This window comes from Massilia scottii (assembly GCF_030846495.1).
Classification (GTDB): domain Bacteria; phylum Pseudomonadota; class Gammaproteobacteria; order Burkholderiales; family Burkholderiaceae_D; genus Telluria_A; species Telluria_A violaceinigra.
Genome location: NZ_JAVCWM010000001.1, coordinates 234,429 through 254,449, shown reverse-complemented (window position 1 = coordinate 254,449; position 20,021 = coordinate 234,429). Strand labels below are relative to the sequence as shown.

Here is a 20,021-nt window from a genome sequence, read left to right as displayed (position 1 = left end):
TGGTTGTACAACGCCCTACATTGTCCGATTGTTCATCACGCCCGCAAAGCCAGCAATGCCGCCATCATTCGTTCCCCCACAGTACGCCCCCAAGGAACGGACTATCCGATGAGAGCGGGCAATGGCGCCAGCATCTTGCTGATCGCTCAGCAAGATGCTGTCAATACCGCAATCGATCATCTTATCAGCGAGCCAGGCGAAACTGTCCTGCGCATCAGCCCGTCGGACGTGTCCGGGCATCGCCCCACTCCCGCGCTGGCGCTGATCCTCATCGATGCCAGTGCGGATGGCGCCAGCGCCGTCGCGCTCACACGCCAGGTCCGCGCCGCGCCCGGCCTGGCAGGACTGCCCGTGATGCTGCTGGCGCCGGAAAACGATCCTTCCTTTTCCGTCGCGGAAGCGTATGCGGCCGGCGCCATCGATGTTCTGCCCAGCCCGGCGCTAAGCGTGGCCCTCAAGGCAAAGATCCGCTTTTTCATCGACGCGCATCGCACGGCGGCCAAGCAACGCCACAGCGAAACCGACCTGCGCGATACCCGCGCCCGGCTCGACATCACCCTGGCCGCCGCCGAGCTGGCCACCTGGACCTGGGACGTCTCGGCCAACCGCGTGACCGCCGACGCCGCCATGGCGCGCCTGTTCAACCTGTCGCCCGAGGTGGCCGCCGGCGGGCCGGTGCAGCACTACCTGAACGCGCTCCACCCCGATGACCTGGCCCACACCACGGCCCACATCAACGCCGCCCTCGCCAGCGGCGAACCCTACGATGTCGAATACCGCGTGCGCGGCGCCGACGGCCAGTATCACAACGTCATCGCGCGCGGGCAGATCGTGCCCGACATGGGTGCCGGGCAACACCTGCGCGGCGTGGTCATCGACGTCACGCGCCAGAAACGGGCCGAGCAACGACTCGGCGCCAGCGAAGAGCGCTACCGCACCCTGTTCGATTCGATCGACACCGGCGTCTGCATCATCGAGGTGCTGTTCGAGGGCGCCACCGCGCTCGACTACCGCTTCATGGAAACCAACCCGGCCTTCGTCGCCCATACCGGCCTGGCCGACGCGGTCGGCAAGACCATGCTCGAGATGGTGCCCGGGCACGACCGCCACTGGTTTTCGATCTATGGCCAGGTCGCCACCAGCGGCACGCCGGTGCGCTTCATCGACGAGGCGCGCGCCATGCAGCGCTGGTACGACGTGTACGCCACCCGCGTCGGCGGCCCCGGCAGCCGGCTGGTCGCGGTCCTGTTTACCGATATCAGCGCGCGCGTCGCGGCCGACGCCGAGCTGCGCCGGCTGGCGGCCGACCTGGCCGAGGCCGACCGCCGCAAGACCGAGTTCCTGGCCACCCTGGCGCACGAACTGCGCAATCCCCTTGCGCCCATCCGCAGCGGGCTGCAGGTGATGCGCCGCAGCGGCGGCGACGCTGCCGTGGCCGCGCGCATGCAGGACATCATGGACCGCCAGCTCGGCCACATGGTGGCGCTGGTGGACGACCTGCTCGACGTGGCGCGCATCACGCGCGGCAAGATCGACCTCAAGCCCGAATGGACCAGCGTGCAGCAACTCGTCGCCGGCGCCATCGAAACCAGCCGCCCATTGATCGATGGCAAGGCGCACCAGTTGCAGGTGCTGGTGCCGGAGCAGCCGCTGGCGCTGTACGCCGACCCGACCCGGATCCGCCAGATCCTCAGCAACCTGCTCAACAATGCCGCCAAGTACACCTCGCAGGGAGGACGCATCACGCTGGCGGCGCGCCAGGGCGGCGCCGACGTGCTGATCTCGGTGACCGACAACGGCATCGGCATCGCGCCGGATGATCTGGCGGGCGTATTCGACATGTTCAGCCAGATCGGGCGCGCGGACCATCAGTGCGGCGGGCTCGGCATCGGTCTGTCGCTGGTGCGCAGCCTGGCCGAGCAGCACGGCGGCAGCGTCGCCGCGGCCAGTGGCGGGCTCGGTCTGGGCAGCGTGTTCAGCGTGCGCCTGCCGCTGGCGCCCCCTGGCGTGGCGGCGCCGCTGCCGGATCGCCACGCGCAGTCCGGCGCTGCCATGGCGAACGGCGCGCCCCTGCGCATCCTGGTGGTGGACGATAATGTGTACGCCGCCTCCACCCTGGCCGAACTGCTGACGCTGATCGGCCACACGGCCGAGGTCGCCAACGACGGGGCCGGCGCGCTGGCCATGGCGGCCACGCACCGTCCGCAGGTGATGTTCCTCGATATCGGCATGCCCGGGATGAATGGGTTCGAACTGGCGCGCGCCCTCCGCGCCGACGACCGGCACGACGACGCGCTGCTGGTGGCGCTGAACGGCTGGGGCAGCAGCGCCGACCGCGAGCGCACCCGCGCCGCCGGCTTCGACCTGCATCTGACCAAGCCGGTGGATCTGGCGTCGGTGGCCGACTTGCTGTCGAACCACTTGCGCCGCCACGACCCGGCCTGAGCCGGTACCGTTACCAGTCGAGCGTGAGCAGCAGCTTGCCCATGCGCGGCCAGCACAGGCGGGCAACGTCGCGCCGGCCGGCCCAGCGGAAGGCGTCCGTTTCCGGGGTCGGCTCGCCGCTGACCGGATGCGGAAAGAAACTGGTGCACGCCAGGTGCGTCAGGCTGGCCAGCTCCGCGCCCGCGCGCACGCGAAACAGGTGCAGCCGCTTGTCGCTGCGGTAAGCGAACCCGCCCAGGTCTTCGAAACGCTCCGCTGCGAAAGCGATGCCGGCTTCTTCCTGCAGTTCGCGGATGGCGGCTTCGAGCTCGGTCTCGCCCGGGTCTTGCATGCCTTTGGGAATGTCCCAGCTGGCCGTATTGGTGACATGGCACAGCAGCAGCTGGCCGGCCGGGTTGAGTACCAGGGTACCGCACGAGACGGTCTGCACGCGTGTCACGGCAGCCGCCGCGCCGGCGTGGCCGTGGCGATCGCGGCCGCGGCCAGCACGCTGTTGAGCGCGGCGATATCGACCGGCTTGGTCAGATGGCGGTCGAAGCCGGCCTGCTGCGACATGACGACGTCGGCGCGCGCGCCCCAGCCGGTCAGCGCCACCAGCAGCACGCCATCGAGCGCCGGCGTGGCGCGCATCGCGCGCGCCAGCTGGTGCCCGCTCATGCCGGGCATGCCGATGTCGAGGAAGGCCAGGTGCGGCTTGCGGCGCGATGCCAGCAGCAGGCCCTGTTCGCCGTCGGCGGCCACGTCGGTGCTGTGGCCGAGGGCCTGCAGCAGGGCCGCCAGGCTGTTGCCGGCATCGACGTTATCGTCCACCACCAGCACGCGCAGGGCGGCCGGCACCGCGCCGGCGCATGGCAGCGGCGGCGGCGCCAGCACGCCGCTGCGCAGCGGCAGGCGCACGGTGAAGGTGCTGCCCTGGTCGCGTCCATCGCTGACGGCGCTGACGCTGCCGCCGTGCAATTCCACCAGGCGGCGCACCAGCGACAGGCCGATGCCCAATCCGCCCTGCGAGCGGTCGAGGTTGCGTCCGACCTGGGTGAACATGTCGAACAGGGTGCCCATGTCTTCCTGCGAAATGCCGACGCCGCTGTCGTGCACCGACAGGATGGCGTCGTCGCACTCGCGCACGGCGCGCAGCACGATGCGCCCGCCGGCCGGCGTGTATTTGGCGGCGTTGTTGAGCAGGTTGCTCAGCACCTGCACGATGCGGGTGACGTCCACGTCGAGCGGCAAGGCTTCCCCGGCCACTTCGACGCTCAAGCTGTGCCCGCCCGCGTTCAGGGCCGCCATGCTCGTTTCGATGGCCATGGCCACCAGGGTGGCGACGTCGCTGGCCTCGCGCTTGAGCTCGATCTTGCCGCGCGTGATGCGCGCCACGTCCAGCAGGTCGTTGACCAGATGAATCAGATGGCCCAGCTGGCGGTCCATCATCTCGTGCACCTTGGACATGCTCTGGGGCGGGGCCGACGACATGCGGATCAGGTCCAGGCCGGTGCGGATCGGCGCCAGCGGATTGCGCAGCTCGTGCGCCAGGGTGGCCAGGAACTCGGATTTGCGCCGGTCCGCCTCGGCCAGGTCGGCCGCCACCAGGCGCAAGTCGTTTTCGGCCTGTTTCTGGGCCGTGATGTCGCGCGTGATCGAGGCCAGGGCGATATTGCGGCCCTCGTCGTCGCACACGGCGAAGCCCTTGTAGTACACCGGCAGGGTGGCGTCGTTTTCAAAGTTGCGCATGCGCAACTCGCCTTCCCAGCGCCCCTCCGCGCCGCGCACGGCCGGCAGCACCACCTGCTCGACGAAGGCGCGGCACTCGGGCGCGAAAAAGTCGCTGATGCCGTACTCGCCGACCGAGGCGTCGGGCGCCAGTCCGGCCAGGCGGCGCCCGGCCGGGTTGACGTAGCTGGTGCGCGCGTCCGAACCGGCAATGCCGATGAAGTCGGACGACTGCGCCGCCACCGCCGCCAGGCGCCGCATGCCCTCCTCGGCGCGCTGGGAGCGCTGGCGCGACTCGCCGAGCTGCTGTTCGGACGCTTCGAGCTGCTCGGCGGCCAGGCGTTCGGGGGTGGCGTCGCGGAAGATCTTGGCGTAGCCGCGCAGGCGTTCGGACTCGTCGCGCAGCGGCACCATCACGCCATCGGCGAAAAAGCGCGTGCCGTCGCGCCGCACGTGCCAGCGCTTGTCGTCGGCGCGGCCGGTGTCGCGCGCCAGGCGCATTTCGTGTTCCGGCACGCCGGCGGCGCGGTCTTCGGGCGTGAAAATGACGGCACTCGGCTGGCTGCACGCCTTGGCCGCGAACCAGCCCGTGATGGTTTCGGCGCCGCCCTCCCATTCGGTGACGATGCCATCGGTATCGGTGCCGATGAAGGCATAATCGCGGGTGTTGTCGAGAATCAGACGGATGCGCTCGTCACGCGTGCGCAGCGCTTCCAGGTGGCTGGCCTGGGCATGCAGGGCGATTTCGGCGGTCTTGCGGTACAGGTCGATAAACACGGCCACCTTGGCGCGCAGGATCACCGGGCTGACCGGCTTGGTCAGGTAGTCGACCGCGCCCAGCGCGTAGGCCTGTTCGACATGGCAGGGATCGTCGCCGGCGGCGGTCAGGAAGATGATCGGCAGCGTGCGCGCGCGCGGATGGCTGCGGATCAGCGCGGCCGCCTCGAACCCGCTCATGGTCGGCATGTGCACGTCCATGAGCACCACGGCAAAGTCGCGGCTGAGCAATTCACGCAGGGCCAGTTCGCCCGAGGTGACGCTCACCAGCACCTCGTCGAGGTCGGCCAGCACGGCCTCGAGCACGGTCAGGTTGGCGCTCTGGTCGTCCACCAGCAGGATGTTGATTTTGCCTTTGGGTTTGCTCTCTGACTGGCTGTTCTGGTCGATCATGGGGTGTCCGATGTGCCTCGTGGCGGTCGCCCAGGGTCAAGCTGGCAATGTAGGCCGACGATGAATAAAAGTCAATTGTGTAGCATATAAAAAATTTCAAAAACCCGGGAACTTGCGGCGGCCCCATCCATCTAAGCTTTTTTGCACCTTCCTAAGGTGGGGGTATCGCATGTCCGAACGATTCCTGGCTTCCGCATTGCCGCAGCACGAAACTGCCGAGCTCTACCGCCTGATGGTGGTCGGGATCCGCGACGTGGCGGTATTCCTGATGGATCCACACGGATATATTACCGTATGGAACCGGGGTGCCCAGGATATGAAGGGCTACACGGCCGACGACGCCATCGGCAGCCATTTGTCGCTCTTGTATACAGAGCAGGACCGCGAACGCGGCTGGCCCCAGCATAACCTGGCCAAGGCGGCCGAGATGGGTTTTTATAGCGAGGAAACCTGGCGCAAGCGCAAGGACGGCAGCCTGTTCTGGGCTCACATCGCGCTCACCGCGCTGCGCGGCGACGACGGACAACTGCTGGGCTTTTCCAAGATCACCATGGACCTGACCCACCACCGGCTGCTCGAACAGTGCGAAAAGGAAAAACAGGAAATCGACCTGATCCTGCATGCGGCCCAGGCCGGCACCTGGAAGTGGAATGTCGGCAGCGGCCAGGTCGAGGTATCGCGCCACCTGCTCGAACTGCTCGGCCACGAGGGCGAAGCGCGCGAGCTCGATTTCGATGCCTGCCTGGAGTTCGTGCACCCCGACGACCGCGCCCGCTTTCGCACCTTGCTGGAAAAGACCCAGCTTGATCCCTGCCTTGCCCCCATCGAAACCGAGTTGCGCTTCCTGCGCCGCGATGGCGCATGCCAGTGGTTCTTTCTGCGTGCCAACTGGCACCGCGGTATCGATGAAGGCCCGATGCAGTTTCTCGGCGCCTGCGTGGGGATCGACAACCTCAAGCTGGCCGAAGAAGAAAAAGAGCGCCTGCTGACGCAACTGCGCCAGGAACGCTCGCGCTTCGCCGACATCCTTGAACAAATGCCCTCGGGCATCGTGCTGGCTGACGTCCCGTCCGGCCGGCTGACCTACCAGAACCGGGCCGCCGCCGGCATGATGGGGCGCGATTTTTCCGGCATTAACAGTTTCCATGACTATGACAGCTATGCCTTCGTCGACGCCAGCGGGGCCCGCATCCGGGCCGAAGACTTGCCGCTGAGGCGCGCCGTGAACGGCCAGGACAGCCCGCGCATCCAGGACCTGGTGTACGAGCGCGACGACGGCGAGCGCCTGCACCTGGACGTCACCACCGCCGCCATCGTCGACAGCGACGGCGTGGCGCGGGTGGCCATCGCCGTGCTGCATGACGTCAGCAAGCGGAAACACATGGAACTGGCGGCCGCCGCCGAGAAGGAACGCGCCCTGGTCACCCTGGCCGCGATCACCGACGGCGTGATCACCGCCGACCGCGGCGGCGTCATCATGTCGGTCAACCCCGCCGCCGAGCGCATGATCGGCATCGCGGAACCGGCCGCGCGCGGCTTGCGCTTTCGCGATGTGCTGCAGATCGAGGAATACGGCGCCAGCGACGCCACCTTCGCCGCGATCGAGCGCTGCCTGGGCGAGCACCTGACCACCGACACCTTGCCGCATGCCACCCTGATCAGCCGGGAAGGCCAGCGTTTCGCAGTCGAGAACGCCGTGGCGCCGGTGATCCTCGATGACGGTGAACTGATCGGCACGGTACTGATCATCCACGACGTCACCGAATCGAAGCGCCTGCTGCGCCGGCTCGGCTTCGAGGCCAGCCACGATGCGCTCACCGGCCTGGTCAACCGGCGCGAGTTCGAGCTGCGCCTCGAGCGCGCCATCGAACGCGCACAGCACCCGGGCGGGGCCAGCGCCGCCCTGCTCTACATGGACCTGGACCAGTTCAAGGTGGTCAACGATACCTGCGGGCACCAGGCCGGGGACGACCTGCTCAAGCGCCTGGCCGGCACTTACAGCGAGCACGTGCGCGAACGCGACACCCTGGCGCGCATCGGCGGCGACGAGTTCGCGCTCATCGTCGAGCATTGCGATGTCGATGAGGCGACGGCGGTGGCGCAAAAGATCCTCGACGCCACCCGCACCTTCCGCTACGTCTGCAAGGGCCGCGTCTTCCAGCTCGGCGTCTCGATCGGCCTGACCCCGATCGACGCCGGCACCATCAATGTCGAGGAAGCCATGCGGCGCGCCGACCACGCCTGCTACCTGGCCAAGGACCGCGGGCGCAACCGCATCTACGTACACTACAAGGGCGACCTCGACTTTGCCCAGCGGCGCAGCGACATGCACTGGGTCACGCGCCTGACGCACGCCTTCCAGAACGACCAGCTGCAGCTGTACTACCAGCCGATCCTGCCGCTCGACGATGGCGACGCCCCGCGCCACTATGAAATCCTGCTGCGCATGCGCAATGGCCGCAATGGCCCGATCGGGCCGGCCGTGTTCCTGCCGGCCGCCGAGCGCTACGACGTGATCGTCAAGATCGACCGCTGGGTGCTGAAGCGCACCCTCGAATGGCTTGCCAGCAATCCGGAGCATATGGAGGCGCTGGAAACGTGCAGCATCAACCTGTCGCGCCGCTCCCTGGGCGACCCCAGTTTTCACAAGTTCGCGGCGGACCTGATCGACGCTTCCGACGTGCCGGCCGACAAATTGTGTTTCGAGATCACGGAAAATGGCGCAATTGCCGACATGCAAAAGACGATTACCTTCATCGAAGCCTTCGCGGCGCGCGGCTGCCGCTTTTCGCTGGACGATTTCGGCACCGGCATGACCTCGTTTTCCTACCTCAAGCAGCTACCGGTGAACTACATCAAGATCGATGGCTCGTTCATCCAGATGATGTCGTCCAGCCAGGTCGATTTTGAAATGGTGCGCTTTACCAACGATATCAGCCACATGATGGGGCGCAAGACGATTGCCGAATACGTGACCGACTCGTCCATCCTGGCCAGCCTGAAGGCGATCGGGGTCGATTTCGCGCAGGGGTACTGGGTCGGAAAGCCGCGTCCGCTTACCCCCTGAGCTGGCGCGCCGCGTTGCGGCCGGGATCGGTAGATAGCCGACCCGCGGTGCGACACTGTCGACAGCGAACCGTCGCCCCGCGCCAGGGCGGCAACATTGCACGGCAACGATTTGTGGACAGGGGGCGATGCAGCGTGTAGTCTTTTATGCCACGTAGCCTTTTTCTATTGCTTCATTCCAGCTGCGCAATCCGCGCTGCGCACCCGCTCCGGGCATTGGTCGAGGGCCCTGCGAGTCATCAGTGCCACGTAACGAGAGGAGCTATGGCCGTTTTCACGCGCAGTCACGCTGCAGAGCAACAGGATGCTACCGCTGCCAAGGTTCCATCCCCGGCCAAGCCGGGGGCACTGGTCGATCAGCGCCCTGCTGCGGTAGTGCAACGGCAGCTTGCGGATCTCATTTCGCACAGCCCAAGGATGGCGGCGCAGCTGTCGCAACAGGCAATGATCCGTGGTGGAACCGCACAGCGGCTGGAAAAAGCGGCATCCCCACGCGGCGCAACAGGATCGACGGCCTTTGTGCAGGGCGCGGCCCCAGCGGTACCCAACCGCACCGGCCTGCCAGACCAGCTCAAGACTGGCATCGAAACGCTGTCGGGCATGAGGATGGATGGGGTGCGCGTGCACTACAACTCCGGAAAAGCGGCCCAACTCAACGCGCACGCCTATGCCCAGGGAACGGACATTCACATCGCCCCGGGCCAGGAACGGCATCTACCCCATGAAGCCTGGCATGTGGTGCAGCAGGCGCAGGGACGGGTAAAGCCGACGATGCAGATGCATGGCGGCGTGCTCGTCAACGACGACAAGGCCCACGAACACGAGGCCGACGTGATGGGCGCGAAGGCGGCGCAGTTGCAATCCGCGGGTGTGGACGGCGGACAACGCAATGTCCAGCCAGGAACGGCCATCACGGGATCGGCCAGCGCGGTGGTGCAACGGTTCAGTGACGACGAGTCGGATGAAGAGGATGAAGAGCCGTCGAACCGGTCGAACAAGGACGAGTCGTCCGACTCGCAATCCATGGAAGTAGAGCCGGGCGGTGAGTCGTCGGAAGATGAATCCGTGGAAGAACCGTCGTATGGTGATTCGTCGGATGAGGAATCCCTGGACGAACAGTCAAACGATGAGTCCTTGGCTGCGGAAACATACACAGTGCGCTCGGACCAGAAAGCCAGGCGCGTGTATACCACGGTAGGCAAGACCAAGCGGCGGCGGACGGGCGCGCTGGCAGACATCAGCAAGGAGGGCGATAACGATTATTCGTACGCGCAAATGTCGAAGGCCTTGCATGCAGCGCTTAAACGACATGATGGAAAACAAGACGCAATCGACGGGGCGGTGCGCTCCGGCACCGAGATCCCATTGCGCGATGGGCAGGTCCCGCTCGACCCCGCGCTTGACCAGGACCTGCAACTGATCCCGTTTCACATGTCGATGTTTCAGAATTTCCATACACCGCCCAACTTGGTGAGCAAAAAGCGGCTGAACGAAAATGCGTGGCGCCAGAAAGAACTGGACAACACGAAGAAGTGGATGGCATTGCCGAAAGGCGCAGGCTTGACGCGCATGTTACCCCAGCTGCCGGAAGGAGCTGACTCGATGAAGAGGCTGCGGCATATCTATCCCGGCCCGATTGACATCGGCTTTCCTCCGAATGAGAAAAAAACCTTGTTCACCTACCCGCAAAACAAGGCGATTTTTTTACTTAACAAAAAGATGCTCCTCGATGCTCACCTTGCGGAGCAAGAAGAAGAAAAGCGCACTGCTGGAGCGAAGCGTGGAGCCAAGCGTACGCGGTCGGGCCGGCGTATCCTTACCGACTCGTTCATGAAGACGATCGCCGAGCAGGAAGGCAGTACGGCAACGGACACGGATCGATATCTGCGCAAGGCGCTTCGCATGAAGCGCAGCGACCACGACGAATCGCTCGACGAAGCGTCGTCGTCCGACAGCGAGGATGATACCGGGTTGATATATAGCGAACAGGACAGCTTGAGCACTCGGGAGCGCAAGCGCAAGACTTTCCTGAACACGCTTGGCCTGGAAATAAAAATACTGAACCGCAAAATATTGATGGACCTTGAACGGATGAATGAGGCAAAGGAGAACGACGATGCCGGCGAACTGAAGGCTGCACGGCGCGCCTTACGCAAGCATGAAAAATTGTTGGGAATGCTGGAGGGGCGGCATGGTTTGCTGAGGAAACACCTTCGTGGCCCGTTCCGGAAAACAGCCAAGGACTTCGACACTTTCAACAAAAAGAAGAAATTGCTCGCCAGTGTAGAGCCGAAGCGGGAACGGGCGAAGACCCGGGTCCGGCGCTACGACGAAGCTTTGCAGGACTTCGCGGAGTCGCCTCATGGAAAAGCCATGCCATTAGACGGTCTCGGCAAGAAAAAGTTTGAGAATCTGGTGACGAACAAAAATCTTCCAACTGGAAAGAAGCAGAAAACCGTTGAGGGGCTGGCGCAGCACTATGGAGGTTCGCTGCAATATGGCGATTCTGACGGGAACAACTGTTTGATCTTCGCGATTGCGAACGCGGTGGGCAGGAAGATAACCAGAGCGCAGGCGGCGCTGATACGAGCCTCCCTGGTACAGGCCAACCTCGCCGGTGTCGACAGCGGGGGATATTTGCCGGCGACCACGCGCGTGGTCGACATCATTACGCAGCATGTGCTGGGGGAGCTCTATCCGGACGGCGACGCGCCCGCCGTCACGGTGCACATCGACACGGTCTTGCCGGGCATCGCGCCAGTTGTCGTCGGCAACGGCGGCGCCGACGTGCATGTGATTCACAACGGGAATCACTATTGGTGGGTCAAGCGCGGCTGACGACGTGACGGCCGGATGATCCTGACGGCGCCGGGCGTGCCCCTCGGAGGCTGCGCTACCGCTTCTTGTTCTTCGGCTGGCTGTTGCGCGCCCCCTAGCCTGCGTAAGCGACGGCGCCCTGGGGCTGGCCATCCTCGCCGAAGCGCTGCGCCACCTGGATGGCGGTGATGCCGAGCGAACCGAGGGCGTCGCACAGGTCGTCCACCTCGCCCTGCAGGTCGGCGGCCACGTCGAGCGGCTTTTCCAGCGAGGCCAGCAGCACGCCCGCAGGGTCGCTCAGATTGACCCGCATCACCATTTCATCTTCCACCGCCGCCGGCCCGACCACCGCGCGCACCTCGCCGGCGGGCACCGCGCCCGCTTCCAGCGCCGCATTCACGTCGGTGATCATCTGCAGCATCGCCAGTTCCGCCACGCCCTGCTCCTTGGCGCCGAAAAACAGATCCTGGTACAAGAAGTGCAGCTCGATCGCCGCCGGATCGGCCGCCAGGCAGCGCTTGACCAGCGGCGCGGCTTGCACCGTCCAGGCGCGGTAGCGTTCCATGCGCGCCTCGAACCAGGCATCGGCCGCCGCTTCGTCGGCCGGGGCCGCGTAAAACGGGTCGTCGGCGCGCTTCATCGCGAACCCCAGCAGGAAGCGCAGTTCGACCGCCTTGTCGGCCGGGCCGAAATGCGTTTGCGCCCAGCCGGTCATGCTGCGTTCGAGCGCGGGGCGCGCCACCAGTTTCTTTTCGGTCATCGAGCCGGCCGCGTCGCGCACCATGTCGTTCAGGTGGCTGTAGGTGATGGCATCGACTTCATCGAGGTCGTAGGCGTGGCTGATCATCACCACCGTCGCTTGCGGGCTTTCCAGCCCGCCCTGCTTGAAGCTCTCGACCAGCTGCTCGAAGGCGTCGCCGTCGGCAAAGCCTTGCGCTTCCTTCAGGCCGCCCGTGCTGTGCACGAATACCGGCAGCGCAAAGGCGTTGATTTCCATTTCCGGGCCATGTTCGCGGCGCAGGGTGACGCTGCCGGCCGCTTCTTCGGTGCGCTCGCGCAGCAGTTGGTATGCGCCCGCATCGGTATAGCGCGCGCGTTCGATGGCGCCGTACAGCACCTCGTCGTTCTTCTTGCGCAAGGCGTTGCGCAGCAGGCGCCCAAATTCCACGTCCTTCAGGCGCAGCGCCTCGGCGTCGCCATCGTCATCGTGTTCCTGTTCGGCCAGCGCGAGCGCAAGATCGGCCAGCTGCTGGGCCAGCACATCGTCATCCTCCTGCGCCGGGACGTGGGATTTGCGGGGAACGGGGCGCTTGTTTTTGGGCATGGGAGGATGGATGGATGACGAAAGAGCCGACATGGTAACAAATTGCCCGCTCGGCGGCTAACTGCGCACGCTGGCGGCGCGGCGCGCCCCCGCCTTGCGTGGCCGGCTCAGCAGTTCCAGCACGTGCTGCGGATCGGCCGGCTTGGCCAGATGATGGTCGAAACCGGCCTCGCGCGCCTGTTCGCGGTCCTGCGGCTGGCCGTAGCCGGTCAGCGCGATGAACAGCGCGTCGCGGAACTGCGCCATGGCGCGCAACCGGCGCGCCAGCTCGTAGCCGGTGATGTCGGGCAGGCCGATGTCGAGGATGAACACGTCCGGCGCTTCCGACGCGGCCCAGGCCAATGCCGCGCCGGCATCGTAATAGGTGCACACATTGTGCCCGCCGGCCGCTTCGAGGAACAGCGACAGGCTGATGGCGCCGTCGACATTGTCGTCCACGATCATCACGCGCAGCGCCGGCCCGCGCCCGTCGCCGCGCCGGCGCCGCGGCGGCAGCGGCGCGCTGTCCCTGGGCTCGCACGGCAGGGTGACGGTAAAGCTGCTGCCCAGCCCCGGTCCCGGGCTCGACGCCGTGATGCTGCCGCCATGCAGCCGGACCAGGCTTTGCACCAGCGCCAGGCCGAGACCGAGGCCGCCCTGGGCGCGGTCCGGCTTGCGCTCGCCCTGCGAAAACAGGTCGAACACGCGCGGCGCCAGTTCCGGCGCCAGGCCTTCGCCGGTGTCGCTGACCGTCACCACGACGTGGCCGTCATCGACCTTGGCATCGATGCCGATGCGGCCGTTGGGCGGCGTGTACCTGGCCGCATTGTTGAGCAGGTTGGCGAAGATCTGGGTCAGGCGCGTCCTGTCGCCGCGCATCCGGATCGGGGTCGGCGGCAGGGCCAGCTCGACCCGGTGATGCGCCGCCTCGACCAGGCTGTGGGTCTGTTCCAGCGCGCGGTCGAGGACGGCGTCGAGTTCGATCTCTTCCATGTTCAGGGTGACCAGCCCGCGCGTGACGCGCGAGACGTCCAGCATGTCGCCCAGCAAGCTGTTGATGTGCTCGACCTGGCGTGAAATCACGTCGCTGGCGTAGCGCACCCGCTTGGCGTCGTCCGGCTGCAGGCGCAGCAGCTGGGCGGCGGTGCTGATCGGGGCCAGCGGATTGCGCAGTTCATGCCCGAGCATGGCGAGGAACTGGTCCTTGGCGCTGTTTTGCTGCTCGGCCATCTGGCGCGCTGTCTTTTCGGCGTCCAGCAGGGCCTGGCGCTCGGTCTCGGCGTTGCGCCGGTAGGCCTGGGCTTGCAGCATCTGCTCGCCCGCCGCATGCAGGGCGTCGTGCAGCTCGTTCATCTCGTCCACGCGCGAGCGCACCCGGCGCGGCGCCTTGCCCGCGCCCAGGTCGGTGGCGGCCTTGACCGCGCGCGCGATCGAGCGCACATGCTGGCGCCCGAAATACACGGCCAGCGCCCCCGCGCACAGCATCGCCGCCAGCAAACCCATGCCGGCCACGAAGGCGGCGTGGCGCGCCGAGCGTTCGATCAGCTCCACGGGCGCTGCCACGGCCAGGGACCAGCCGGACAGGGTCGAATGGGTGAACACGTCGTACGCTTCGGTGCCTTCGAGCGTGTTGTGGCGGATCTGCCCGCTGTGCGCCTTGCGCGCCGCCGCGACCAGTTCGGGACGGGCCGGCTTGCCGATCAGGCCGTCCGCGTTGTGGTTGCGCGCGATGAAGCGCCCCTGGCTGTCGATGATGCCGACCAGCCAGCCGGGCGGCATATCGACGCTGGCGATCAGGCGCGTGAAATGGTCGGTCGAAAACGCCACCGACAGCACATAGCGCTTGCCCTCGTCGATCGGCACCGGCACGCTGACCGTGGTCACCAGACCCTTGGCCACGGGGCCGGGAATGACGTCCGACACATAGGTTTTCTGGGTCGCGATCACGTGTTTCACCAGCGCCGGAGTGGTGTTCGAGGGCAAGGCGCTGCCGTAGGGAAGGATGGTATTGATCAATTGCTGGCCATGCTCGTCGAGCAGCACGGTCCAACCGGTACTGCCGCGGTTGGCGCGGCGGGCCTGCGCATAAAAGCCCTTGAGGTCGCCTTGCGCCAGCGAGGGCGAGCCGCCCAGCACGCGCAGGCCCGCTTCGGCACTGTAGAGCTCGCGGTCGACCAGCAAGGCGATGCTGTTCGAGGTTTCCTTGAGCCCGCGCAGCGCGGCTTCGCGCTCGGCGTTTTGCAGCATGCCGAGGGCCAGCCCGGCGAACACCACCACCGGCACCAGGATGCCGGCGGCCATCAGGAACAAATAGGTCCGGATACGCATGCGAATTGCCGCCTGTCATAAGTGCGGATGCTGAGCCCGCTTATGTGAAACATTGTACTTTCCTCATACGCGCCGTGGCCCGATGCGCCCAACCGTGCGCACCGATTTGCGCAGGAATAATAATTTCCCATTCGAAAGTTCAATGTAAAAACAACAGCGTGTGGTAACGAACAGATAGGGAACGACGAACTGCGCAAAATGGACTCATTCGCAAACAGGAGCACGACCATGATTCACCCTACCCTTACCCGCAGCATTTTCTTCGCCGGCCTGATGCTCTCATCGACCGTGTTTGCCGATCCGGCGATCGCGATCGTCAAGTGCATCGACCATGACGGCAAGGTCACGCTGACCGATGCGCATTGCCCGCAACAGGCCCAGGCCGTGGCGGTGGTGGTGGCGAGCGGAACCGAGCCGGCCAGTGCCGAGCCTCAGGCCGAGGGCGAGGATGAGCGCCAGACGATCGTCAGCGGCGAATCGACGGCGGCCGCGGCCGTGACGGCGCTTGTTGTCGAACGCTACACCGCCTCGCAGTCGGCGCTGCCGCGGCGCGAACTGCCGGTGGTGCGCAAGCCCGGCGCCGGCGGCGGACTGGCACGCGACATCGCCACGCTCAAGGCGGCCCGCCATAGCCTGATGTTGCAGGACAGCGCCGCACAGTCGGCCCGCTCGCAGCGTCTGGCAGGTCTGCAGTAAAAAACGGCGCGTTCGACGCGCCGGGGATGGTGGGATCCACAGTTGCGGTTAATGGTGGCGGTTTTCATCGCAAGCCAGTACGTACGACGGTATTCGGTCAGCGTCAGCATGCTGGCGCCGTTGAGTGATGTGCGGAAGCGTCCGCGCAGTGTCGCCAGATCGGTGCGCAAGCCAAGGTAGGAGGCGACCACCGCAAGGCAGGCCAGTCCGCACTCGGCCACCTCCGCTTGAAAAATCAACGTCAGGCGCGCGCCGCGAAAGAACGGTGCCGTGGCCATGTTATTCCTCCAGCTTCCAGCGCAGGAACATCTCAATCGAGTAAAGCGTGTTTTTAGGCCCTCGCACTTCAATGATATTGTCGTAAACTACGGCTAACTCGATATCCTGCTCAGGTGAGTAAAACCAGCTTGGGCCGGCAGCCAAGGGCGGAAGAAAATGAATATGGTCGCCACTGGCGGGCAAAGGGGCACGCGTATATTCACGCTCCACAAAAATCTGCTCGATCATTGGCATCAACTGGCGAGCTGGGCCGCGGGTGCTTGCAATTGTTATTTTGCTTGGTAATGCCTCGCACCCGTTCTTGCGTAGTACGGCTAGGAGAAAACCGACAGCAAGGAAGGCCCTGGCATCTGGCCGCGTTGACTGAGGTGCCAGTAAGATACATATGATGGCCGCGACCAGGCTTTCTGCGATAGTTAACATAAATTGTTTTACAGATTGAAACGGCCAGAAATACCGCCAAAAGCTGTGTGCGCGTACTGTAGGGAAAAAGACGAATGGGGGCGGTTTCGTCGCTGGGAGAGATATGGGACGATCAAGCGAAATAGGCATGACAGACTCCTTAGATGCAGGCGCAATAACTTCCTGCGGCTGCGTTGATTCGTACATCAGGCAATGATCTCAACACCCTCATGAAACTCATACCGCTTCTAGCCACGAAGGAGTCAACCATAGCCAAGCTGGCCAGCCCGGATGCGGCCACTTCTGCCTTGAGAACCAGCGGTAGGCGTGCGGCGCAAAAAAAATGGTGCCGTGGCCATGCCCCCCCTCACTTCCGAACGCAGGTCGATCTCCACCGAGAAAGACGCAGCCCCGTCAGGAACGCATTACAGCAACAGTAAAGTGGCTATAGACCACCGGCGCAAAAATGAAGTTCAATCTTTTTTTGCGCCGATCGCGCGGCGGGCGCCCGGGCTGGACGGCTGGAACGACGAGACGAGCGGCAGCGGGACGGGCAGCCAAACCCGAGCTCGGTTACAATGCCGGCAATCTTTCACCCGCATCAACACGCTCATGAAACTCCTACCGCTTCTCGCGCTGGCCGTGGCCTTCGCCCCGGCCTTCGCCGACGACCTCCCCGACGCCAGCTGGCACACTTCCGCCGAACTGGGCGCCATCAGTACCTCGGGCAACACCGCCGGCAACTCGGTCACGGGGAAAATCGATGTGCGCCAGGAACTCGATGACTGGAGCAACCAGTACGTCGCCGCCGGTCACTTCAAGGAAGACGAAGTGAGCGACGGCGAAGGCAACAGTACCTCCCGGCGCTCGGCCGAACGCTATTCACTCTCCGCCAAGGCGGCCTACAAACTGGTCAAGGACCACGAAAAGCTGTTCGTGCTGGCGGCCCACGTGGGCGACAAGTTCGGCGCTTACAGCAGGTACAGCACCATGGCGGTCGGGCGCAGCACGCGCTGGTACGATTCGCCGGCGGCCAGCGTCGACATCGAAATCGGTCCGGGCTATTTCAGCGGCGAACGCGCCACGGGCGAACCCGAAAGCGGCTTTACCGTGCGCGGCGCCGCCGCCATGCGCTGGCAGGTCAGCCAGAACGCATTGTTCTCGCAAATCGTCAGCGTCGAGCGCGGCACCTCGAACACGCACTCGATTGCCGAGGCGGCCCTGAGCACCAAGATCAACGGCACCATGCAGATGAAGGCGGCCTTCATCGCGCGTAACGATACGAATGTGCCGGCCGACAAGAAAAATACCGACACCCAGACCTCGCTCACGCTCGTCTATTCGTTCTGAGCGCCGCCCGGATCAGCCTTCGCTGCGGGTGCGCAGGTACTGCGGCGTGCCGTCCTCGCCAGTGTCCCAAGGCAGGCGGTAGAAGGTAAAGGTATGGTCGAGCGGGGCCAGCGTTTCCGCGTTGTCGAGGCTGCAGGTGGTGACGTCGATCTCGTCCGGACTGCCGTCGTGGGCGTAGGTCAGCTGGGTGCCGCAGGCGCCGCAAAAGGTGCGCGTGACGTCCGTGCTTGAATGGAACTGCGCCGGCGTGCCAGCCGTGACGCGGTACTCCCAACGCGCCACGCTGAACCAGGCCACGTTGGGCGCGCCGCATGCGCGCCGGCACGTCGGGCAGTGGCAAATCGTTTGATGAAATACCTGCTCCGACGTTTCGTAGCGCACCGCTCCGCAACAACACCCGCCCAGTAAGCTCATCGCCTTCTCCATGTATGGCACGTTTGCGCCAGTGTAGCGCTGCGCGCAGGCGCATGGCGCCAGCTACCTGGGCGCCGCCGGCACGCAGCGGTGCCGGCGTTCGCATCCTGTTTTTTCATGGGCCAGGCCATGGGCGTGGGCGTGGCCGGCCTGCTCATCGCGCACGTCGGGGCAGCCGCGCTGCTGGTGGGCGGCGCGCTTGGCTTGCTGGCCGTGGCGCTCCATTTTTCGCATCGCGTGCGGCTGAAATAAGCCGCCGGATATGCATATCGAAAGGCCAATCTTGCCGTCGATTGCCGTGTTACATTGCCGTTCCGGCATCCGCCTATTTAGCGGTGACCATATCAACGTAAAGGATTACATGAAACACTGGTTCATCGCAGCACTGGTTTTCTCGTCCGCGCCGGCATTCGCCGCCACCGCCAGCAGCACCACACCCACAGCCGATATCGCGGCCCTCGAAAAAGTGGTCGAGACGTTTCGCACCGCCGTGATCAGGAAGGATAAACCGGCCTTCATGGATTTGCTGTATTCGCCCTCGATTCCGTGGATCGGCGTAGTCACCGATAACAGCGTCAAGATGGCGAACGAGCGGCGCAAGGCCCAGTCCAAACCGGATATCAAAAAGATTTCCGGGACCGGCAGCGCGACCGCATTTATCGACAACATCGTCGAGAGTCCGCATCCGGTGGAAGAAACGTTCGACAATGTGCGCATCGACTCGAATGGCGATGTGGCCCAGGTCTATTTCGACTACAGCTATGTGGCCGACGGCTACAAATCGAACTGGGGCCAGGAGAGCTGGCAGCTGGTGCGCACCACCGGCGGCTGGAAAATCAATTCGGTGATCTGGTCGATGGAATTCAACCCGGTTCTGCCGCCGCCTCGGCCGAAATAAGCCCTTGCGGCGCCGCAGCCGCAGCCGAGGCGCGCCCGCATAACTGCGCGTAGCGTTCCTCCGACACGCCGAGCCGGCGCAGCCAGTTGGCAAAGTACAGCTGCAAGATATCGCTGCGCGCATGCCTGCCGAGGTGATGGCGCTCGAAATCCTTGCGGTTCTGGACCTTATCGGCGATCAGCATCTGGTTCACCTCGTCCACGCCGCTCAGTTCGATCGCATCGTCGGCCCGTTCGCAATGGTGCGGTAAATAGGCATTGGCCACGCGCCGGTATTCCATCGCCAGCGCCACCACCGCGGCATCGGGCTGGTGCGCGCGGAACACCGATTCCGGCGCGAGCGCGGCCAGCAGCGCGCCATCGTCCTGCACCAGCGGATGGATGCAGAACGCTTCCATGGCCCGCAGCGGTGCGCCGATGGCGTCGAGCAGCGCAATGCCTTCATCGATATGCGCAATCAGAAGCACGCCCGAGCGCTCGGCCCGGGTGTCGCCGTAGAACTGGCAAATCGCCGCATAGTGTTTATTGTCTTTCATTGCGCTGGCTTTCTACAAAAGTGATCAATTCGGGGAAAAACAGGTCGAAGCCGTCGGCGATGGCCTCGGCATGCCGTTTCAGGTCGTGCAGCGCATCGCGCATCACGTCGCCGTTTTTCGACAGGCGCGTCGAAATGCGCCGGATCGCGATGTCGATGCCGGCGTAGCTTTGGTACGAACCGAGCCAGTCCTGCTCGATCATGTATGGCGCGATCCTGGCCAGGTTGGGCGGCAGCACGCCGGCGTGGGTGCCCAGCGCGCCGTAAAAACGCGCAATGAAGTCGGCCAGCGGCACGTCGGAATAGCGCGCCCAGCGCAGGGCCAGCACATGGTCGTAGAAGACGTCGAGCAGGATGCCGGAATAGCGCCGCCCCGGACCGTCGAACAAACCCTTGGCGGCGAGTACGACCGGGTGGCTGTCGGTAAAGGTATCGACCTTGCGGTGGATCAGGATTTCGGCTTCGGTGTCGGGGCTGAACTGCGCGCCCGAGTTCGGCTTGACAAAGTCGCCCAGCAAGGCGCCCAGCATCGCCTCGTCGCTGTAACGGGCCAGATAAATATGAGCGAGATAGTTCATGCACAGCCTGCAAATGGAATTCCAGATCGCAGAA

At 64.8% G+C, this 20,021-nt stretch carries 15 protein-coding genes and 1 pseudogene; 7 read left to right on the top strand and 9 right to left on the bottom strand.

The annotated features are described in order from the left end of the window. Positions 1-108: 108 nt before the first annotated feature. On the top strand, positions 109-2,445 hold the full coding sequence (locus RBA41_RS01100) for an ATP-binding protein (RefSeq protein ID WP_306620131.1): 2,337 nt from the start codon (positions 109-111) through the stop codon (positions 2,443-2,445). A gap of 10 nt (positions 2,446-2,455) precedes the next feature. Here the strand turns inward: RBA41_RS01100 and RBA41_RS01095 are convergent, their stop codons facing one another. Both RBA41_RS01095 and RBA41_RS01090 read right to left on the bottom strand, forming a co-directional pair. Beyond that, positions 2,456-2,884, bottom strand: a complete 429-nt coding sequence (locus RBA41_RS01095) for an NUDIX hydrolase (protein ID WP_306620129.1) — start codon at positions 2,882-2,884, stop codon at positions 2,456-2,458. Further along, complete coding sequence (locus RBA41_RS01090) at positions 2,881-5,322, bottom strand: hybrid sensor histidine kinase/response regulator (RefSeq protein WP_306620127.1); 2,442 nt, start codon at positions 5,320-5,322, stop codon at positions 2,881-2,883. Before RBA41_RS01090 ends, RBA41_RS01095 begins: the two co-directional genes overlap by 4 nt. Before the next feature lie 169 nt (positions 5,323-5,491). Between RBA41_RS01090 and RBA41_RS01085 the strand changes: the two genes are divergently transcribed. Further along, positions 5,492-8,389, top strand: a complete 2,898-nt coding sequence (locus RBA41_RS01085; protein WP_306620125.1) for a bifunctional diguanylate cyclase/phosphodiesterase — start codon at positions 5,492-5,494, stop codon at positions 8,387-8,389. 263 nt (positions 8,390-8,652) lie between these two features. Beyond that, positions 8,653-11,226, top strand: coding sequence for an eCIS core domain-containing protein (locus tag RBA41_RS01080; protein WP_306620123.1), 2,574 nt, complete (start codon positions 8,653-8,655; stop codon positions 11,224-11,226). Between the two features lie 94 nt (positions 11,227-11,320). On the opposite strand, the gene RBA41_RS01075 is transcribed toward RBA41_RS01080, so the two are convergent. After that, positions 11,321-12,529: a hypothetical protein gene (locus tag RBA41_RS01075; RefSeq protein WP_306620121.1), complete on the bottom strand. Its 1,209-nt coding sequence runs from the start codon at positions 12,527-12,529 to the stop codon at positions 11,321-11,323. Between the two features lie 57 nt (positions 12,530-12,586). Further along, positions 12,587-14,836, bottom strand: coding sequence for a hybrid sensor histidine kinase/response regulator (locus RBA41_RS01070; protein ID WP_306620119.1), 2,250 nt, complete (start codon positions 14,834-14,836; stop codon positions 12,587-12,589). A 228-nt stretch (positions 14,837-15,064) separates the two neighbouring features. Between RBA41_RS01070 and RBA41_RS01065 the strand changes: the two genes are divergently transcribed. Beyond that, positions 15,065-15,532: a hypothetical protein gene (locus RBA41_RS01065; protein ID WP_306620117.1), complete on the top strand. Its 468-nt coding sequence runs from the start codon at positions 15,065-15,067 to the stop codon at positions 15,530-15,532. Positions 15,533-15,600: 68 nt separating this feature from the next. Here RBA41_RS01065 and RBA41_RS01060 read toward each other — a convergent pair. Beyond that, positions 15,601-15,810, bottom strand: a pseudogene (locus tag RBA41_RS01060) (cysteine peptidase family C39 domain-containing protein); the annotation flags it as partial. A gap of 1 nt (position 15,811) precedes the next feature. Next, the gene (locus tag RBA41_RS01055) at positions 15,812-16,363 is read right to left on the bottom strand and encodes a hypothetical protein (RefSeq protein ID WP_306620115.1); all 552 of its coding nucleotides are present in this window, start codon (positions 16,361-16,363) and stop codon (positions 15,812-15,814) included. Between the two features lie 462 nt (positions 16,364-16,825). On the opposite strand from RBA41_RS01055, the gene RBA41_RS01050 reads away from it, so the two are divergent. After that, positions 16,826-17,563 (top strand): DUF481 domain-containing protein, encoded by a 738-nt coding sequence (locus tag RBA41_RS01050; RefSeq protein WP_306620113.1) that lies wholly within the window; start codon positions 16,826-16,828, stop codon positions 17,561-17,563. A 12-nt stretch (positions 17,564-17,575) separates the two neighbouring features. Here RBA41_RS01050 and RBA41_RS01045 read toward each other — a convergent pair whose 3' ends face one another. Next, a complete protein-coding gene (locus RBA41_RS01045; protein WP_306620111.1) occupies positions 17,576-17,977 on the bottom strand; it encodes a GFA family protein in 402 nt (133 codons plus the stop codon). A 90-nt stretch (positions 17,978-18,067) separates the two neighbouring features. Here RBA41_RS01045 and RBA41_RS01040 point away from each other — a divergent pair, with 90 nt between their 5' ends. Together RBA41_RS01040 and RBA41_RS01035 are read left to right on the top strand one after the other, a co-directional pair. Further along, entirely contained in the window at positions 18,068-18,229 is a 162-nt protein-coding gene (locus RBA41_RS01040) for a hypothetical protein (protein WP_306620109.1), read from the top strand. A gap of 109 nt (positions 18,230-18,338) precedes the next feature. Next, entirely contained in the window at positions 18,339-18,875 is a 537-nt protein-coding gene (locus RBA41_RS01035) for a Cif family virulence factor (RefSeq protein ID WP_306620107.1), read from the top strand. Here the strand turns inward: RBA41_RS01035 and RBA41_RS01030 are convergent. Both RBA41_RS01030 and RBA41_RS01025 read right to left on the bottom strand, forming a co-directional pair. Further along, entirely contained in the window at positions 18,841-19,410 is a 570-nt protein-coding gene (locus RBA41_RS01030) for a hypothetical protein (protein WP_306620105.1), read from the bottom strand. The two genes, RBA41_RS01035 and RBA41_RS01030, sit on opposite strands and share 35 nt — an antisense overlap. Continuing rightward, on the bottom strand, positions 19,397-19,987 hold the full coding sequence (locus RBA41_RS01025) for an acyl carrier protein phosphodiesterase (protein WP_306620103.1): 591 nt from the start codon (positions 19,985-19,987) through the stop codon (positions 19,397-19,399). The genes RBA41_RS01030 and RBA41_RS01025 overlap by 14 nt, the downstream gene beginning before the upstream one ends. Between the last annotated feature and the right edge of the window lie 34 nt (positions 19,988-20,021).

What these genes read in the sequence shown, in the direction of transcription:
- RBA41_RS01100 (WP_306620131.1), top strand. Translation starts at nt 109, where the DNA reads ATGAGAGCGGGCAATGGCGCCAGCATCTTGCTGATCGCTCAGCAAGAT.
- RBA41_RS01090 (WP_306620127.1), bottom strand. Translation starts at nt 5,322, where the DNA reads ATGATCGACCAGAACAGCCAGTCAGAGAGCAAACCCAAAGGCAAAATC.
- RBA41_RS01085 (WP_306620125.1), top strand. Translation starts at nt 5,492, where the DNA reads ATGTCCGAACGATTCCTGGCTTCCGCATTGCCGCAGCACGAAACTGCC.
- RBA41_RS01080 (WP_306620123.1), top strand. Translation starts at nt 8,653, where the DNA reads ATGGCCGTTTTCACGCGCAGTCACGCTGCAGAGCAACAGGATGCTACC.
- RBA41_RS01075 (WP_306620121.1), bottom strand. Translation starts at nt 12,529, where the DNA reads ATGCCCAAAAACAAGCGCCCCGTTCCCCGCAAATCCCACGTCCCGGCG.
- RBA41_RS01070 (WP_306620119.1), bottom strand. Translation starts at nt 14,836, where the DNA reads ATGCGTATCCGGACCTATTTGTTCCTGATGGCCGCCGGCATCCTGGTG.
- RBA41_RS01065 (WP_306620117.1), top strand. Translation starts at nt 15,065, where the DNA reads ATGATTCACCCTACCCTTACCCGCAGCATTTTCTTCGCCGGCCTGATG.
- RBA41_RS01055 (WP_306620115.1), bottom strand. Translation starts at nt 16,363, where the DNA reads ATGCCTATTTCGCTTGATCGTCCCATATCTCTCCCAGCGACGAAACCG.
- RBA41_RS01050 (WP_306620113.1), top strand. Translation starts at nt 16,826, where the DNA reads ATGAAACTCCTACCGCTTCTCGCGCTGGCCGTGGCCTTCGCCCCGGCC.
- RBA41_RS01045 (WP_306620111.1), bottom strand. Translation starts at nt 17,977, where the DNA reads ATGAGCTTACTGGGCGGGTGTTGTTGCGGAGCGGTGCGCTACGAAACG.
- RBA41_RS01035 (WP_306620107.1), top strand. Translation starts at nt 18,339, where the DNA reads ATGAAACACTGGTTCATCGCAGCACTGGTTTTCTCGTCCGCGCCGGCA.
- RBA41_RS01030 (WP_306620105.1), bottom strand. Translation starts at nt 19,410, where the DNA reads ATGAAAGACAATAAACACTATGCGGCGATTTGCCAGTTCTACGGCGAC.
- RBA41_RS01025 (WP_306620103.1), bottom strand. Translation starts at nt 19,987, where the DNA reads ATGAACTATCTCGCTCATATTTATCTGGCCCGTTACAGCGACGAGGCG.